The organism is Pararoseomonas sp. SCSIO 73927 (genome assembly GCF_037040815.1).
Lineage (GTDB): Bacteria > Pseudomonadota > Alphaproteobacteria > Acetobacterales > Acetobacteraceae > Roseomonas.
The window spans coordinates 1,246,046-1,261,492 of record NZ_CP146232.1; the positions used below are offsets into that span (position 1 = coordinate 1,246,046).

General features: G+C 72.9%; 15 protein-coding genes. 6 read left to right on the forward strand and 9 right to left on the reverse strand.

Annotated elements, in window-relative coordinates:
• Positions 1-4: 4 nt before the first annotated feature.
• The 7 genes from VQH23_RS05900 to VQH23_RS05930 form a co-directional block, all read right to left on the reverse strand.
• A complete protein-coding gene (locus VQH23_RS05900) occupies positions 5-988 on the reverse strand; it encodes a VOC family protein (RefSeq protein ID WP_338664701.1) in 984 nt (327 codons plus the stop codon).
• Complete coding sequence (locus tag VQH23_RS05905; RefSeq protein WP_338664702.1) at positions 985-1,839, reverse strand: fumarylacetoacetate hydrolase family protein; 855 nt, start codon at positions 1,837-1,839, stop codon at positions 985-987. Before VQH23_RS05905 ends, VQH23_RS05900 begins: the two co-directional genes overlap by 4 nt.
• A gap of 24 nt (positions 1,840-1,863) precedes the next feature.
• Positions 1,864-3,339 carry a bifunctional 3-(3-hydroxy-phenyl)propionate/3-hydroxycinnamic acid hydroxylase gene (locus VQH23_RS05910; RefSeq protein ID WP_338664703.1) on the reverse strand — a complete coding sequence of 492 codons (1,476 nt, stop codon included), beginning with the start codon at positions 3,337-3,339 and terminating at the stop codon, positions 1,864-1,866.
• Positions 3,336-3,965 carry a nuclear transport factor 2 family protein gene (locus tag VQH23_RS05915; protein WP_338664704.1) on the reverse strand — a complete coding sequence of 210 codons (630 nt, stop codon included), beginning with the start codon at positions 3,963-3,965 and terminating at the stop codon, positions 3,336-3,338. Before VQH23_RS05915 ends, VQH23_RS05910 begins: the two co-directional genes overlap by 4 nt.
• Positions 3,962-4,948 carry a tripartite tricarboxylate transporter substrate binding protein gene (locus VQH23_RS05920; protein WP_338664705.1) on the reverse strand — a complete coding sequence of 329 codons (987 nt, stop codon included), beginning with the start codon at positions 4,946-4,948 and terminating at the stop codon, positions 3,962-3,964. The genes VQH23_RS05915 and VQH23_RS05920 overlap by 4 nt, the downstream gene beginning before the upstream one ends.
• 99 nt (positions 4,949-5,047) lie before the next feature.
• On the reverse strand, positions 5,048-5,824 hold the full coding sequence (locus VQH23_RS05925; protein WP_338664706.1) for a helix-turn-helix domain-containing protein: 777 nt from the start codon (positions 5,822-5,824) through the stop codon (positions 5,048-5,050).
• 430 nt (positions 5,825-6,254) lie between these two features.
• The gene (locus VQH23_RS05930) at positions 6,255-7,175 is read right to left on the reverse strand and encodes a LysR family transcriptional regulator (protein ID WP_338664707.1); all 921 of its coding nucleotides are present in this window, start codon (positions 7,173-7,175) and stop codon (positions 6,255-6,257) included.
• Between the two features lie 116 nt (positions 7,176-7,291).
• Here VQH23_RS05930 and VQH23_RS05935 point away from each other — a divergent pair, with 116 nt between their 5' ends.
• Complete coding sequence (locus VQH23_RS05935; protein WP_338664708.1) at positions 7,292-8,230, forward strand: alpha/beta hydrolase; 939 nt, start codon at positions 7,292-7,294, stop codon at positions 8,228-8,230.
• Between the two features lie 191 nt (positions 8,231-8,421).
• Here the strand turns inward: VQH23_RS05935 and VQH23_RS05940 are convergent, their stop codons facing one another.
• Positions 8,422-9,351 carry a LysR family transcriptional regulator gene (locus tag VQH23_RS05940; protein WP_338664709.1) on the reverse strand — a complete coding sequence of 310 codons (930 nt, stop codon included), beginning with the start codon at positions 9,349-9,351 and terminating at the stop codon, positions 8,422-8,424.
• A 94-nt stretch (positions 9,352-9,445) separates the two neighbouring features.
• Between VQH23_RS05940 and kdgD the strand changes: the two genes are divergently transcribed.
• The 3 genes from kdgD to VQH23_RS05955 all read left to right on the forward strand — a co-directional run bounded on the left by kdgD (position 9,446) and on the right by VQH23_RS05955 (position 12,269).
• Complete coding sequence (gene kdgD, locus VQH23_RS05945) at positions 9,446-10,387, forward strand: 5-dehydro-4-deoxyglucarate dehydratase (RefSeq protein WP_338664710.1); 942 nt, start codon at positions 9,446-9,448, stop codon at positions 10,385-10,387.
• Between the two features lie 69 nt (positions 10,388-10,456).
• On the forward strand, positions 10,457-12,040 hold the full coding sequence (locus tag VQH23_RS05950; protein WP_338664711.1) for an aldehyde dehydrogenase (NADP(+)): 1,584 nt from the start codon (positions 10,457-10,459) through the stop codon (positions 12,038-12,040).
• Positions 12,041-12,113: 73 nt separating this feature from the next.
• Positions 12,114-12,269 carry a hypothetical protein gene (locus tag VQH23_RS05955; protein WP_338664712.1) on the forward strand — a complete coding sequence of 52 codons (156 nt, stop codon included), beginning with the start codon at positions 12,114-12,116 and terminating at the stop codon, positions 12,267-12,269.
• Here the strand turns inward: VQH23_RS05955 and VQH23_RS05960 are convergent.
• The gene (locus tag VQH23_RS05960; protein WP_338664713.1) at positions 12,256-13,188 is read right to left on the reverse strand and encodes a LysR family transcriptional regulator; all 933 of its coding nucleotides are present in this window, start codon (positions 13,186-13,188) and stop codon (positions 12,256-12,258) included. The two genes, VQH23_RS05955 and VQH23_RS05960, sit on opposite strands and share 14 nt — an antisense overlap.
• 118 nt (positions 13,189-13,306) lie before the next feature.
• Between VQH23_RS05960 and VQH23_RS05965 the strand changes: the two genes are divergently transcribed.
• Both VQH23_RS05965 and VQH23_RS05970 read left to right on the forward strand, forming a co-directional pair.
• The gene (locus tag VQH23_RS05965; RefSeq protein ID WP_338666061.1) at positions 13,307-14,443 is read left to right on the forward strand and encodes a mandelate racemase/muconate lactonizing enzyme family protein; all 1,137 of its coding nucleotides are present in this window, start codon (positions 13,307-13,309) and stop codon (positions 14,441-14,443) included.
• Between the two features lie 22 nt (positions 14,444-14,465).
• Entirely contained in the window at positions 14,466-15,443 is a 978-nt protein-coding gene (locus tag VQH23_RS05970) for a tripartite tricarboxylate transporter substrate binding protein (RefSeq protein WP_338664714.1), read from the forward strand.
• Positions 15,444-15,447 lie beyond the last annotated feature (4 nt).

Below are 15,447 nucleotides of genomic sequence, written 5' to 3' on the forward strand. Positions count from 1 at the left end.
GGGCCTACTCCTGCGCGATCACCGCGTCCGCCCAGGCGCAGCCCGAGGTGAAGGGGCCGGGTGCCGGATCGGGCGCGCGCACGCCGCGGCGCGCGGCGTCCATGGCGATGGCGCGCATCCGGTCGCGCCCCTTCTCGGGCATGTGGAAGCGCTCGTGCCCCCAGAGCGTCGGGCCGTCGAAGGTCTCGTGCGGCTGCCAGGTGGCGGGCTCGATCACGCGCGCGCCCCAGCCGTACTCCACGAAGAAGCCGGAGGGCGTGTTGGCGTAGAAGGAGGTCATGTGGTCGTTGGTGTGGCGCCCCAGCCCGTAGGCCAGGCGCCCCTCCTCCACGCGCGCGATGTCGTGGCCCTGGCCCACGTCGTCCAGCGCGCCGAGCTCCACCATGAAGTGGTGCAGGCCGGAACGGCCGGAGCCCACCATCGCGAAGGAGTGGTGCCGCCCATTCATGTGGAAGAAGTAGAGCGGGTAGGGATGGCGCGACCAGTCCGTCACGCCGAAGCCCAGCAGGTCGCGGTAGAAGGGCACGAGGGCGTCCGCGTCCGCCACGTGCAGCACGGCGTGCCCCATGCCGAGCGGCCCGGTGCGGAAACCGGAGATGGCGCGGCCCGGGGCGAAGGCGGTGTCCGCCCGCGCCGGGCCGTGGAAGGCCTCCAGCGGCGTGCCCTGCGGGTCCTGGAAGGCGACGAGGTCGGCCACTTGCCGCTCGGCGGCCAGCGCGCGCGATCCGCGTGAGACGGGCGTGCCCGCCGCCTCCAGCCGCGCCGCCAGGGCGTCCAGCGCCGCGGCATCGGCCACCTCCCACCCGATCGTCGCGGGCGCGGCGCGGCCGGAGACGAGGAGGCGCTGCGTGCGGTTGTCCATGCGGAAGGCGCGCATCCCACCGCCGCGGTCCACCGCCTGCATCCCCAGCAGGCGCGTGGCGAAATCATCCCAGTCGGCGAGCCGGTCGGAGCCGATCACCATGTAGCCGAGGGATTGGATGCTCATGGCCATTCCTCCTGGACCACGGGGTTGCGCAGGATGCCGATGCCGGAGATCTCCACCTCCGCCACGTCGCCCGGCTTCATCCAGAGCGGCGGGTTCCGCTTCGCGCCCACCCCGCCCGGCGTGCCGGAGACGATCACGTCGCCCGGCAGCAGCGGCAGGACGGTGGAGATGTAGGCGATCAGGCGCGGGACGTCGGTGATCATCAGGTCGGTGTTGGTGTGCTGCACGACCTGGCCGTTCAGGCGGGTCTCCAATGTAAGCTCTGAGGGATCGCGGATCTCGTCCGCCGTCACCATCCACGGGCCGAAGCCGCCGGTGCCGGCGAAGGTCTTGCCCGCGAGGTACTGGCTCGTGTGCAGCTGCCAGTCGCGCACGCTGCCCTCGTTGTAGCAGGAATAGCCGGCGACATGCTTCAGCGCATCGGCCTCCGCGATGTGGCGGCCGCCAGTGCCGATCACCACGGCCAGCTCGCCCTCGTAGTCGAAGCGCTCCGACACCTTCGGGCGCACCAGCGGCTGCCCGTGCCCGACCTGGCTGCCGGCGAAGCGCGCGAAGAGGGCGGGGTTCGCCGTCTCCGTGCGGCCGGTCTCCGCCACGTGGTCGCGGTAGTTCAGGCCCACGCAGATGATCTTGTCGGGATCGGGGATCACCGGCAGCAGGCGCAGGCCGGAGAGTGGGCGGCGCGGGGCGCCTGCCGCGGCGGCGCGCGCCTCCTCCAGCAGCCCCGCCGCCAGCAGGCCCCGCAGCCCCGCGGCGCGGCCCGCGAAGGCGGCGGTGAGGTCGGCGACGGAGTCGCCATCCACCGCGCCGAAGCCGTGGCCGCCATCCGTCTCGAACGAAACGAGCTTCATCGTGCTTTCCCCGCTCTCATCGCGTCACAGCGCCTCCGCCAGCGCCCGCATCTCCGCCGCATCCCGCGCGGCCCCCAGCACGTGGCGGTCGGGGCGCAGCAGCACCGCCTCCGCCCCGGCCTCGTCCAGCATCGCGCCCACGCCCGGCGCGGCATCGGCCACCAGCACGGCGCCGCGCGCCGAGAGGCGGTCCAGCAGCGCGTTCGGCAGGGCGGCGGCGAAGCCCGGCCGCATCACGGCGGCGAAGCGCGGCCCCACGCGGTCGTCCAGCAGGGTTCCGTCCGACAGGCGCGGCTGGGACAGCAGGCGCCCGGCCGGGCCGGCCCAGCCCGCGGAAGGGCCGGGGCCGAGGGCGGGGCGCGCGGGCACCAGCCGGCCCGCCTCCCCGCCGCGCAGCACGTCGGAGGAGACCACGGCCTCCATCGCCTTGGTGTTGATCAGCCCGCCGATCCGCACGGCCTCGCGGATATAGCCCTCCACGTGCGGCGCGCGCTCCGTGCCGTAGCTGTCCAGCAGATCGTCCCCGGCATCCCCGCGCAGCACGCGGGCGAGCTTCCAGGCGAGGTTGGCGGCGTCGCGGATCCCCGCGCACATGCCCTGGCCGAGGAAGGGCGGCGTCTGGTGCGCGGAATCCCCCGCCAGCAGCAGCCGCCCCTCGCGCCAGCGGCGGGCGACGGTGCTGTGGAAGGTGTAGATGGCCGCCCGCTCGATCGTCGCGTCCTCCGGCGTGATCCAGCGCGACAGCAGCGGCCAGGCGCCCTCCGGCCGTCCCAGCGCCGCGGCGTCGTCTTCTGGCCGCAGCGCGATCTCCCAGCGGCGGCGGTTCCCCGTGCCGCGCACATAGGTCGCGGAGCGCGCGGGATCGCAGTGCTGCACGGAGTGGTCGCCGAGGTCCGGGCGCGGGCGGCGCAGCAGCGCGTCCAGAACCAGCCAGCGCTCGTGGAAGCCGAGATCCTCCATCGGCTCCCCGATCCAGCGACGAACGAGCGAGCGGGCGCCGTCGCAGCCCACCACGTAGCGGGCGGAGGCGCGCTCGATCCGGCCGTTCGACAGGTCCTCGAGGCGCAGGCCGACCGCGTCCCCGCCCGGCTCCAGCGCGAAGACCTCCGCGCGCTGACGGACCGTAACGGAAGGCCAGCGCTCCAGGCCACGGCGCAGCAAGGCCTCCAGCTCCGGTTGGTGAAAGCGGTAGGAGGCGTTCCAGCCCTGCGACCCGACGCCCTGCGGGCGCGACCAGTCCAGCAGCAGCCGCCCCTCCGCGTCCACGAAGCGCATCCCCGGCGAGACGTGGGTGACGGGCAGGATCGCCTCTGCCAGACCCATGGACTGGAAGATCCGCATGACCTCGTCGTCGAAGTGGACGGCGCGGGGCAGGTGGTAAGCGGCCGCCTCCCGCTCGATCACCAGGGTGCGGATGCCCCCCGCTCCGAGCAGGTTTGCCAGCGCTGCGCCCACCGGCCCGTAGCCGATGATCGCGACATCCCAGGTCTCCTCGCTCATCGCACGGCCTCCAGCCAGGCCAGCCCGCCGGCACGCAGGGCCGCCTCGCCCTCGCTCCCCTGCCCGGGCAGGTCCGCCGGCACCGTCCGGCCCGCGCGGCGCAGGCGCCACGCGAGGAAGCGGTGGCCCGGCGCGTCGCCGGCATCCGGCAGGGACGGTACGGCGCCGGGGGTGGCCGGCACCATCCAGTCGTGGTCGTAGATCGCGTCGCGGCGCAGGACGCGCCAGGCGCCGCCACCCCGCCTCTCGACCCGGTCCAGGAAGCGCATGTTGGTCTGCCCGATCATTTCGGCGCCCTCGACCGGGCCGCGCATGCAGAGCAGCACGTCGGTCTCAGCCAGGGCGCGGTCGCCGCGCAGCAGCACGCGGCTGCCGCACATCACGTGCTTGGAGTAGGAGACGCTCCGCCGCGCGCGGCAGGTCTCCACGAACGCCGCGAAGGGGCCGTCGAACCAGCTCACGGCGATGCGGCCATCCGGCTGGAAGGTGGCGGCCAGCGCGTCCCAGTCGCCGGCATCCCGCGCGAAGCCCCAGGCCTCGATCACGCGGCGGATGGCGGCGCGGTCCGCCTCCTCCGCGGCGGTGCCGGGCAGGCCGGGATGGGCCGGGATAAGGGTCTCGCTCATTCGATCGGCACCTCCAGCTCGCGCACCAGCCGCCCGAGCGTCGCGCGCTCGCGCTCCATCATCGCCGCCAGGGCGGCGGGGCCGTCGGCGGAGACCACCGCACCCAGCTCGCGCAGCAGGCGGTCCCGCAGGTCCGGCGCCTCCAGCGCGCGGATCGCATCGGCGGCGATCCGCCCGGCGAGGCCGGCGGGCATCCCGGCCGGCCCGAGGAGGGCGAACCAGCCGCCCATCGCGAAGCCCGGCAAGGTCTCAGCCACCACCGGTACCTCCTCCAGCCCCGGGAAGCGCGCGGCCGAGGTGATGGCGACGGGCGCGAGGAGTCCGGTGCGAAGCTGCGGCGTGATCAGGGGCGTGCCGTCGATCACCAGGTCGGTCCGGCCGGCCACCGTGTCCTGCACGGCCTGCGGGCTGGCGCCGTAGGGCACGTTCGTCAGGCGGATCCCCAGGCCGCGCGCCAGCTGCTCCCCCGCAAAGCGCGGCAGGCTCGTCGCGCCGCCCGTCGCGAAGGTCAGGCCCTCCCGGGATTCCCGTGCCCGCGCCGCCAGCTCCGGCAGGGACCGGACGCCGAGGCCCGGCCGCGCCGCGAGCACGAAGGGAGTGGTCATCGCCAGCGTCACCGGCGTCAGGTCCCTCGCCGGGTCGAAGGGCATGGACCGCATCAGGTGGCCGTTCAGCACCAGCGGCGAGGCCTGGGAGAAGAGCAGGACGTGGCCGTCCCGATCGGACCGGGCGGCCGTCCCCGCGCCGATGTTGCCGCTGCCGCCGGCGCGGTTGTCCACCACCACCGGCTGGCCCCACATCGCCGAGAGCCGGTCCGCCAGCAGCCGCATCGCCGTGTCCGGCCCGCTCCCCGCGCCGGCGGAGACGATCACCCGCACGGGGCGTGCGGGGAAGCTGCCGGCCTGCGCCCGCGCCGTCCGCTGCGCCGTGCCGAGGGCAAGGCCCGCCCCGCAGGCGAGCATCCCCCGCCGTCCCACACGCATGGCTCGCTTCCTCCGCCGGCCCTAGGCCTTGAGAGGGCTATAGGCCCGCCGCCTCGGGCGCGGCGAGCGCGACGTTCGATCTGTCCGCCTGGTGAACCGCTATCCCATGCCCGCTGCCAGCCCGGCCTCGATCTCCTGCGCCGTCTCCTGCAGTGGGCCGAGGCACTGGCGGATGCCCTCCTCCTTGCCCAGCACGCGCGCCATCCACACCGCGTTGATGGTGCCGAGAACGCGCCCGCCCACCCGGATCGGCACCCCGATCGAGGCGGTGTGCGGCCAGGGCGGCTGCCCGCCGGGACGGATGCCGTAGCCGCGCCGCCGCGTGGCGGAGAGCAGGCGCGCGACCCCCGCCGTATCCCGCGCCATCGCGTCCAGCGGGTCGTCGGACGCGGCGAGGAGGCGGAGCAGGGCCCTGCGCTCCGCCTCCGGCGCGAAGGCGAGATAGGCGATGCCGAGCGTGCTGGTGAGCGGCGGGATGCGCCGCCCGACCATGCCGCGGTCGATCGAGAAGGGCGCGATCCGGTGGGTCGTGTCGCGGATGATCATCCGCGTGCCCTCCAGCGTCGCGAGGTCGGAGGGCCAGAGGATGCGCGCGGTCAGGGCGACGAGCGCGGGCTTGGCCACCGTGGAGATCCAGTGCTCGTCCTCGAAGCCCTCGGACAGCTCGCGCACGCGCAGCCGCAGGATGAAGCGGTCCTCCGAGGTGCCGCGCGCGACGTAGTCCTCCTCCAGCAGCGTCTGCATGATCCGATAGACCGTGGCGCGCGAGAGCCCCGTCTCGCGCGCCAGGGTGACGACGCTCGCCGCCCCGTGCCGGTTCAGGGCGGCGAGGACAGCGAGGCCGCGGGACAGGGCGCGGATCGGCTTGGGCTGCACGGTGGTCGCCTTCCCTGCTGCGCGGCGGCCGCGGCCGCCGCGCACCGAAGGATCGACCGCCCGGAGGGGCGCGGCAAGATAGCGGGCTACCGGCCGCTCCTTCTCCCGACAGAGGTCGGGCGGACGGGCAATACAATCCTGCTCTACGGAGGTGTCTCGGGCCCAGTGGAGCGGCGGGCAGTTCCAGGACGATCGCCCGCACGACCACCCGGGGTGACAATCCTTCCGACTGGCTGCAAGGCTGGGCACCCGAACTGTCCTTCCGCACTGCGCCCATTCCGAGGGCTCAGCAGCGTTCCTCGAAGCGGAAACGGCTATCTGGCCCCTGTGGGCCAAGTCGGCTGGTGAGCAGAAATGCGGGCGCAAGCTAGAAGAAGTGAACCGGAAAGCTGCCGTCCTGCGACGACGAGATGTTCGCCAACCTTCCGTTCTACTGACGCCCGGACCTCTCGCGTGGCTCCTTTATGAAATCGAGGAACGCGCGGAGCGGTGGCGGCACGAGCCGTCGCCCGGAGTAGTAGAGGAACGGGCCCGGGAAGGACGGCCACCAATCCGGCAACACCGGCAGGAGCGCGCCGCTGTCGAGATGGGGGCGCAGCCAGTCCTCGAACAAGCCGATGATGCCCGTCCCTGCCACGGCCATGTCGACGGCCAGATCCATCGCACCGCCCACGCTGACAACCAGCGGGCCATGCGGTTCGATGCTTACGGTCTCCTCGCCGCGCTCCAGCTCCCACGGGCTCGTCAATCCTCCACTACGGAAGCGGCCGAGCAGGCAGGCATGGTTCAGGAGATCCCGAGGGTGGGAGGGCTCCCCCCGTCCCCGGAGATAGTCCGGCGCCGCGGCGAGGGCGAGACGCTGCACGCGCGGACCGATGGGCACCGCGATCATGTCCTGCTCGAGGCGCTCGTCGTACCGGATGCCGGCGTCCGATCCGGCGGCCAGCACGTCGACGAAGCTGTCCTCGGCGACGATCTCGACCTCGACGTCCGGGTACCGGGCCATGAAGGCCGGAAGGATCCCCGGCAGGACGACGCGCGCGGCGACGACGGGAACGTTGAGCCTCAGCTTCCCAGCGGCGGTGTCGCGGAAGCCCCTCATCGTCTCCAGGGCGGCCTCGACCTCGCCAAGCGCAGGGACAAGACGGTCCATCAGGCGGGCGCCCGCCTCGGTCGCGGTGACGCTGCGGGTCGACCGGTGCAGCAGACGGACGCCGATGCGCTCCTCGAGCCGTCGGACCTGCTCGCTCAGCGTGGACGCGCTCGCGCCCGTGCTGCGGGACGCGCCGCGGAACCCGCCCGCGCGGGCGACGGCGAGGAAGGCGTTCAGGTCCGTGAGGTTCGTGGACACGTGTCCGGATTTTCGTACAGCCCGTGCAAAACATGCGGCATTATCGAACAGGTCGGCAAGGGGCAGAAATGTGGTGTCAGCCGGACGGGCTGAGCATCGAAGAGGACGCACCCGACATGACCCAGGTAGCTGAAGCCGCGACCCATCCCACCCGCGCCGAGCTGGTCGCAGGCCTCGTCGCGCCGATGGTGAACCCGCCGCGTTCGCCCATCCTCCGCTCGCCCGCCGACGATGGCCTGGCGTACTCGGACGTGTTCTTCCCCGCGATGGACGGCGTGACGATCGAGGGGTGGTTCATCCCGGCCGATAGCGACCGCCTGATCATCGCCAACCACCCGATCTGGGCCAACCGCTACGGGTTCCCCGGCCACCTGGAGCCCTACGGCAATGCCTGGAAGGCGAGCGGCAACAACCTCGAAGTCAACTTCATGCCGGACTACAAGCATCTCCACGACGCGGGCTACAACATCCTGGCCTACGATCTGCGGAACTTCGGCGGGAGCGGCTCCGGCAGCGGCGGCGTGATCGGCAACGGCATCCGGGAGTACCGCGACGTGGTCGGGTCCCTGCGGTACGCGCGCTCGCGCCCCGACCTGCGGGAGATGAAGATCGGACTCCTCAGCCGCTGCTGCGGCATGAACGCCACGATGGTCGGGCTGTCCAAGCACCCGGAGGAGTTCCGGGACGTCCGGGCGATCGTGGCCCCCCAGCCGATCTCGTTGAGCGCCTTCTACCGCACGATCCTCGGGCACATGGGGATGGCGGCCGCGCTCCCCGAGGTGGCGGACGCCCTGCGGCGCGCGACAAGCATGGAACTGAAGGACATGGACATGCCGCCCTATGCCGCGGCGGTGACGGTCCCGACGCTGCTCCTGCAGGTCCGGAACGACACGCTGACCACGCCCGACGACGTGCAGGCCATCTTCGACGCCATGCCGACCGGGCAGAAGGAGCTCCTCTGGATCGAGGGGACGAGCCGACGCTTCGACGGTTACAACTACCTGCCCGGGAACCCGGAACCGATGATCGACTGGTTCGGTCGCTTCATCCGCTAGCGGCGGGACCGAACAGCACCGCAGTGGCTGATGACCGGGTTGGACGGAACGGTCGGCCCCAGGCGGCGGAGCCCACCGGGTCGCCACGGCCGGTGAGGGAACCGGTGGCGAGGCGGTCCGGGTTCCGATGCTGACCTACGGCGAGGGGAGATTGCCGGATGATATTGGCCGGTCGAGAAGCGACAGGACACTTACGTTTGCTGATCGCTGAGGACCTGCTGTGTGAGAGCAAGGTCTCGCAGCCGGGCTAGGGCAGGGTGATTGTCGCCCTCCCGCCAGCCCAGCAGGAGTTCGGCGCGCTGGTCCGTCTCCGGCCGGAGGGGGAGGAGGACCACACCCTCGGTCCGCAGCGCGCGGGCGCTCTCCGGCACCAGGGCCAAGCCGATGCCCTCCCGCACGAGGGCCAGCATGGTATGGGTCTGGTTGACCCGCTGCACGGCGCGCGGCGCCACGCCCGCGCTCCGGAAGATGTTGGCGAGCAGGCCGAGGAAGTAGGTCCCGCCGCGGGGTGACCAGGTGATGAAGGGCTGGCCGTCCAGCTCCCGCAGGCTGACATGCCCGCGGCGGCAGAGGGGGTGGTCATCGGGCAGGGCAAGTAGCAGCCTCTCCCGCGCGAGGCAGGCGAAGGCGATGCGCACGCCCTCCACCTCCGGGGCGAGATCGGGGGCCAGGGGCCGGAGAAGGCCGAGATCGAGCCGCCGGGCGGCCAGGGCCTCCACCTGCTCTGCCGTCACCATCTCCTCCAGCACGAGGTCGATGCCCGGCATCTCGGACCTGATCGCCGCGACGAGGCGGGGCAGCACGCCCAGGGCGGAGGCCGCTGTATAGCCCAGGCGGACCGGCCCGGCCTCGCCCCGCGCCACCTGCCGCGCCACCCGCTCCGCGTTCCGTGCCCCGTCCAGCAGCCGCCGGGCCTCTCCCAGGAAGGCCTGCCCGGCCGGGGTCAGGCGGACCGAGCGGCTGGAGCGGTCCAGCAGGGGGGTGCCGAGGGCGTGCTCCAGCGCCTGCACCTGGCGCGAGAGGGGGGACGGGGTGAGGTTCAGCCGCCGGGCGGCCCGGCCGAAGTGAAGCTCCTCGGCGACGGCAACGAATCCCTGCACCTGGACCAAGTCGAGCATCATTGCTGCTTAAGCAATGATCAGGACCGATTCAACGCTGGACCCGCACGACGTGCGGCACCTATTCCCTCCGCGTCCTCAGTCAGGAAGCGCAGCGATGCCCGGCATGGCCCCCAAGGAAATGGCGCAGACGATCGGCGCCGGCCTCCTCTCCTTCCCCGTCACCCACTTCCGGGAGGACCTCTCCTTTGACGAGGCCGCCTACCGCGACAACCTGAACCGCCTCGCGGGCTACAAGGTCGCCGGGCTCTTCGCCGCCGGCGGCACGGGCGAGTTCTTCTCCCTCACCCCCGGTGAGGTCGGGCGCGTGGTCCGCGCCGCCGTGGAGGAGACCAAGGGCCGCGTCCCCGTCATCGCTCCTGCCGGCCAGGGCACCATGGCGGCCGTCGAGCTGGCCAGGGACGCCGAAAAGGCGGGCGCGGACGGGGTGCTGCTGCTGCCGCCCTACCTGATGACCCCGGACCAGGAGGGCCTGGCCGCCCATATCGAGGCGGTGTGCCGCGCCACCTCCCTCGGCGTCATCGTCTACAACCGCGACAACGCCCAGCTGAACGAGAACACCCTGGCGCGCCTCTGCGAGAGGCTGCCCAACCTCGTCGGGTTCAAGGACGGCGTGGGCGACGTGGAGCTGATGACCCGCGTCTACGCCAGGATGGGCGACCGCCTCACCTATGTGGGCGGCCTTCCCACCGCGGAGACCTTCGCCCTGCCCTACCTCGAGATGGGCGTCACCACCTACTCCTCGGCCATCTTCAACTTCCTGCCGGAATGGGCCCTGTCCTTCTACGAGAAGGTGCGGAACCGCGACCGCGAGGCCGTCTACGCCGAGCTGCGCGCCTTCGTGCTGCCCTACATCGCGCTCCGCAACCGCGGGCGGGGCTACGCCGTCTCCATCGTGAAGGCCGGCATGACCGCCACCGGGCGCCACGCCGGCCCCGTCCGCCCGCCGCTCCGCGACCTCTCCGGGGCGGAGCTGGAGGAGCTGAAGGCGCTGATCGGGGACCGGCACCGGTCTGCGGGGCAGAGCCTCGCGGCCTGACCCCGCGCCACACCAGGGGCCGTCGCCGCGTTCGGGCGACGGTTCCCTCAGGAAGACCCAGGAGGACCCATGACCACCATCACCGGTGAGATGCTGATCGGCGGGGCCGCGGTACGCGGCAGCGACAAGCCGGTCCGGGCGATCGAGGCGGCCACGGGCCAGCCCATGGAGCCCGCTTTCGGCGGCGGCACGGCGGCCGACGTGGAGCGCGCCTGCGCCCTGGCCTGGGCGGCCTTCGACACCTACCGCGAGACCACCCCCGAGGCCCGCGCCACCTTCCTGGAAGCCTGCGCGCAGGCCATCCTCGACATCGGCGACGATCTCATCACCCGCGCCATGGCCGAGAGCGGCCTGCCGCGCGGCCGGCTGGAGGGCGAGCGCGGGCGCACCGTCGGCCAGCTCCGCCTCTTCGCGGCGGAGGTACGGGACGGCGCCTACCTCTCCGCCCGCATCGACCCCGCCATGCCGGACCGCGCTCCCCTGCCGCGGCCGGACCTGCGCCTGCGCATGATCCCGCTGGGCCCGGTGGCAGTGTTCGGCGCCTCCAACTTCCCGCTGGCCTTCTCGGTTGGCGGCGGCGACACCGCCTCGGCGCTCGCCGCCGGCTGCCCGGTGGTGGTGAAGGCCCACTCCGCCCATCCCGGCACCTCCGAGCTGGTCGGCCGCGCCATCCAGGGCGCGGTGAGGGCCGCGGGCCTGCCGGAGGGTGTCTTCTCGATGCTCTTCGGTTCCGGCCAGGTGGTCGGCCAGGGGCTGGTGGCGGATCCGCGCATCAAGGCCGTGGGCTTCACCGGCTCGCGCGGCGGCGGCACCGCGCTGATGAGGACGGCGGCCGCCCGCCCCGAGCCCATCCCCGTCTACGCGGAGATGAGCAGCATCAACCCCGTTTTTCTGCTGCCGAAGGCCATGGCGACCCGCGCCGCCACGATGGGCAAGGGCTTCGTCGGTTCGCTCACGCTCGGCGCTGGCCAGTTCTGCACCAATCCCGGCCTCGTCCTTGCCCTTGAGGGTCCCGATCTCGACACCTTCCTCGCCTCCGCCACCGAGGCGCTGGGCGGGACGCCGGCCCAGACCATGCTGACGCCGGGCATCCTCCAGGCCTACCAGACCGGCGTCTCGCACCTCGCCGGCAACAACCGCGTCCGCAAGGTCGCCTCCGGCCAACTCGCCACCGCCTCCAGTCAGGGCGAGGCGGCGCTGTTCGAGACGACGGCCGCGCACTTCATGGAGGATCCGGCGCTGGCCGAGGAGGTCTTCGGCGCCGCCTCCCTCGTCATCCGCTGCCCGGACGTGGAAACGATGCTGCGCCTGGCGGAAGGCCTGGAAGGGCAGCTGACCGCCACCATCCAGATGGAGGAAGGCGACGTGGAGATGGCGCGGCTGCTGCTGCCGGTGCTGGAGCGCCGGGTCGGCCGCATCCTCGTCAACGGCTATCCCACGGGCGTGGAGGTCAGCCACGCCATGGTCCATGGCGGGCCCTACCCCTCCACCGCCGACGGCCGCTCCACCTCGGTGGGCACCCTAGCCATCACCCGCTTCCTGCGCCCGGTCTGCTACCAGGACATGCCGGAGGCGCTGCTTCCGGCCGCCCTGCGCGACGGTAACCCTATGGGGTTGTTCCGCCGCGTGGACGGCAAGCTGGGGCAGGCTTGAGGGCGGCGGCCATGTCCGATCCGCGACATGGCCGGGCTGGTGGCGTGGCTGGCGGAGCCCCGACAAGGCCGCCGTGGACGCCCTGCCGGGACCGCCCGCGGCGCCGCGCCTGACGGAGCCGGGCTTCGGAGTGGTGGCGAACACCCCGGCCGGGTTCGCCACCTTCCGGGCCGAGGAGATCGTGCGCTGGAAGCGCGTGGTCCAGACCGGCAATATCAAGGTCGGGTAGCGCGGGAGTGGCCGCCCCGTTGCGGGCGGCCAACCTTCGCTGGAGGCCCGGCCAGGGCGTCGACAAAGTCCTGTGCCAGCCGCGAGACCGGACGCAGGCCGGCCGTGACCAGGCGGGCGGTGCTGAGCAACGTGGGCCGGAAGGGGCGGCTCACCAGGTCGTCGGCGCGCGCGCCCATCAGCCCGAAGCCGTCCATCAGCGCGATGCCGACCCCGGCCCGGACGAGGGCGCAGGCCGCGTGGGTGTGGGACACCTCGACGGCGATGCGGAAGGGGACGTTCCTGTCGGCGAAAGCGCGGGCCAGCTGCTCGCTCAGCACCAGGTTGCGGCTCGGGCAGATGAGCGGGTGGTCGGCCAGCGCCTCCGGCCCGATGCTGCGCTGGCCCGCCAGAGGATGGTCCGGAGGCATCACGCAGGCCAGGCTCGTGCTCTGCAGGTCTTGCACGACCAGCGCCTCGTGGCCCACCGGCCCGATGATGAAGCCGAGATCATCCCGATGGGAGGCGATGCGCTGGATGATCTCGTGGGCGCTGAAGGTCTGGAGGGTGATGGCGCTTTCCGGCCGCTTCTCCCGGAAGCGCCGGATGGCGGCCGGCAGGATGGAGGCCGCGAGGGATGGGATGGCGGCGATGGCGAGGATGCCGGCCCGCCCCTCCCGCAACTCCCCGGCCAGGCGCTGCACCAGCTCGATCGCGGTGAAGGCGCCGAGCGTGCCGGGGAACATGACCTGAGCCTCCGCCGTCGGCCGCAGGCGCCGGCGCTCCCGCACGAAGAGGGCGAAGCCGAGCCGCGCCTCGGCCTTCTGCAGCATCCGCGTGACGGCGGGCTGGGAGATGTTCAGCGCCGCCGCGGCCGCGGTGACGCTGCCGAGCTCCATGACGCGGCGGAACACCTCCATCTCCCGCAGATCGAAGGTCATAACCACCGGACATGATCCCTGCGCATAACGGCATTTGCGCACATCATCCCCGGCGCGACAAACTGCCCCGCCGGGCCGCCGAGAGCCCGCTGCGGAGTGGAGGGACGTCGCGTTGAAGGTGGTGGAGATCCGCGCCTACCTGCTGGGCTTCGCGCCCGAGCCCGCCATCGGCAACGCCTCGCGCATGATCCGCCGGCGGGACTTCCTGCTGCTGGAACTGGTGGCCGACACCGGCGCGCGCGGCTGGGGGGAGGTCTTCGCCTCGCCGGCCGCCGCCGCCGCCCTGGTCCGCACGCGGCTCGCGCCGATCGTCCTCGGCGCCTCGCCGCACCATCATGGCCGCCTCTACGACCGGATGCTCGGCACGCTCGGCTACGACCGGCGGGGGCCGGGGATGATGGCGATCTCGGCCGTGGACATGGCGCTTCACGACCTCGCCGCGCAGGACCGCGGCCTCAGCGTGGCGGAGGCGCTCGGCGGCGCGCTGCGCACGCGGATCCCGGCCTATGCCAGCGCGCCCTTCATCACCACCGACGCCGCCGAGCCCTACGGCCACTACGAGGCCGAGATCGACAGCATTCTCCGCCGCAACTTCCGCGCCCTGAAACCGCGCGCCGGCGTCTCGCCCCGGGCGGACGGGACCATGGCGGCGGCGGTGCGCCGGCAGGTCGGGCCGGACGTCTCGATCATGGTGGACATCAACCAGGGCTACACGGCCCGCGCAGCGATCGAGTCCGCGCGCCGCATGGAGGAGGCGGGGCTGCTCTGGATGGAGGAGCCGGTGGGGCCGGAGGACGTGGCGGGCTACGCCGCGGTCTCCGCCGCCGTGCCGGTCGCGGTCGCGGGCGGGGAGGCGCTGGCCAGCCCTGCGGCGTTCCGGGACTTCCTCGCTGCCGGCGCGATGTCCGTGCTGCAACCGGACCTCACGGTCTGCGGCGGCTACACGGGCTTCCTCCGCGTCGCGGCGCTCGCCGCGGCCTACGACGTCCCGGTCATGCCGCACGTCTTCGGCACGGTGGTGAACATGCGCGCCGCGCTCCAGGCCGCGGCGCTCGTCACCCCGCGCCGCGGCGCGCCGGGCAAGTATCCCTGGATCGAGGTCGACGCCTCCGTCAACCCGCTGCTGGAGATCGCGGGGGCGCTTCCCGTGAACGCGGACGGCACCATGGACGTGCCCGACGCGCCGGGCACGGGGCTGGACCTGCAGGGCGAGCGGCTGGCGCCCTGGACCGGCGAGACCTGGCGTCTCGTCTGAACGCCGCGAAGGAGGAGACGACATGCCCATGCTGACCCGCCGCTCGGTCCTCGGCGCCCTCGCGGCCGCCCCGGCGCTCGTGTCGCGCCCCGCGCGCGCCGCCTGGCCCGAGCGGCCCGTGACCCTCGTCGTGCCCTTCCCGCCGGGCGGCAGCAACGACGTGGTGACGCGGATGGTGGCCCAGCCGCTCTCCCAGGCGCTCGGACAGCCCTTCGTGGTGGACAACCGCCCCGGCGCCAACGGCAACATCGGCGCGGCGCAGGTCGCCCGCGCGGCGGCGGACGGCTACACCGTGCTCGTCTCCGGCAACGGCCAGAACGCGATGAACCACGGGCTGTACCGCAACATGCCCTACGATTCCCGCACGGGCTTCACCCATGTCGCGCAGCTCGCCTCCCTGCCGAACGCCCTCGTCGTCGCCGAGAACTTCCCGGCCCGCACTCTGGCGGACCTGGTCCGCATGGCGAAGGAGAGGCCGGGCGACATCACCTTCGCCAGCCCGGGCAGCGGCTCCTCCGGCCATCTCGCGATGGCGATGCTGATGCGCGCGGCGGGGATCGAGATGCTGCACATCCCCTATCGCGGCGCAGCCCCCGCCATCACGGACGTCATCGCGGGGCAGGTGCCGGTGGTGATGATTAACGTGGACATCCCCCTGCCGCATGTGCGCGCCGGCCGCCTGCGCGTGCTGGCCGTGACGAGCGAGGCGCGGAGCCCGCTCTACCCCGAGGCGCCGACGGTCGCCGAGAGCGGCTATCCCGGCTTCTCGGCGAATGGCTGGCTCGGTCTCTCCCTCCCGGCCGGCGCACCGGCTGACATCGTGGCGCGCCTGCACGACGCGGCGGCCAGGGCGCTGCAGGACCCGCAGGTCCGGGAGCGCTTCGCGGCGGGCGGCTACATCCCCGGCGCGGGCTCCTCCGCCGACTACGCCCGCTTCGTCGATTCGGAGATCACCAAGTGGGGCGCCGTGACGCGCGACCTCAACATCGTGCTGGAGTAGGCGC